This is a genomic window from Rhodococcus sp. NPDC059179, from assembly GCF_042754885.1.
Classification (GTDB): Bacteria; Actinomycetota; Actinomycetes; order Mycobacteriales; family Mycobacteriaceae; genus Rhodococcus_G.
In genome coordinates this window covers 1-1,318 of sequence record NZ_JBHZBV010000030.1, presented here as the reverse complement: position 1 = coordinate 1,318, position 1,318 = coordinate 1, and the positions used below count along the sequence as shown (strand labels likewise).

1 protein-coding gene is annotated in these 1,318 nt (G+C 67.1%); it reads left to right on the top strand.

Features of this window, described 5'->3' with window-relative positions; genetic code table 11:
• The coding region (locus tag ACFXMV_RS23175; protein ID WP_378503694.1) for a DUF222 domain-containing protein at positions 1 to 1,318 on the top strand (1,318 nt) is incomplete at both ends.

Below are 1,318 nucleotides of genomic sequence, written 5' to 3'. Positions count from 1 at the left end.
GTATGTGGTTGATTACGACGATGCAGCCGCCGCGTTGTCGGCGTTGACGGGGTGTGCGCGGGCGGAGAACATCGCGGCGGCCAACAAGGTTTTGTCGGTGGCGGCGTTCGCGCGGCGCAGCTTCGAGCAGGAGCTGGACGTGCTCGGGGAGGACAACGCGTATCGGTGCGGTCGGGGCGCGGAGATGGAGATCTGCCTGGCGTTGGGGATCGCGCCGTCGACGTGCCGGAAGTTGTTGGAGGTCGGGGACGCCCTCGATCACCGGCTGCCGAACACTCGTGCCGCGTTCCTCGACGGCAGGTTGGACTTCGCAAGGGTGAACAGCATCGTCTGGCATACCGGCCCGATCAGCGATGAGACGTTGGCGGTGATCGAGGCGCAGATCGTCGACGGCGCGTTGCAGTTGTCGCCGGGACGGTTGATGCACGAGATCATGCGGTTGTTGATCAAGGCGAACCCGGAGGAGGCCCGCCGGATCCGTCGCCGCCGTGAGCAGACGGAGCGTCGGGTGTCGATCACCCCCGACAGTCACGGTATGGCGAAGCTGTATGGGGCGTTGACGGCGGAGGAGGGTCGGGCGGTGTCCTCGTTGATCGGGCAGATGGCGGCGACGGTCTGCAAGGACGATCCACGCACCCACGACACTCTGCATGCCGACGCGTTCGTCGCGTTGATGCACGGCGAGTCGTTCCTGCGTTGCCGGTGTGGCAGCGAGGACTGCCCGACCACTGATCTGTCGCAACGCGCACGGCCGAAGGCCGACGTGCAGCTCCATATCGACCTGGAAACGTTGTTGGGGTTGGTTGATGATCCGGCGTTCCTGGCCGGTCACGGTCCCATCGATCCGGAATTGGCGCGCCGGATCGCCGAAGACGCGACGTGGCAGGCGATCATCACCGACGCCAGGAAGGTCGACGAGCAGCGAAACGCGAACGGCGAGACCGCAGAAGCGGATTCGACAGCCGCGGGATCGACGACGGGAGCCGCCAGCGAGGACGCGGACGACCCGACCACGGCGCCCGCGACCGAAAAAGGTGAGCCGGAACCGGAACCGGAGGTCGGCGGCGAGGACGAGGTGGGGCCGGTGGTCGCTGCCCCGGAGCCGGGCCCGGAAGTCGGCGGTGAGAACGCGACATCGCCGGAACCTGGCGCGGGCGGTGAGGACGAAGCGGGACCGGAACCAGGAATCGGCACTGAGGACGCTGCTTCGCAGGCCGAGGCCGATCCTCAACCGGAGGCCGACGGTGTGAACGCCGGCGAGATAGCTGCGGAATCAGAGGATGTCGGGTCGGCGCCCGAGAGTGATTGCGAGAGGAGC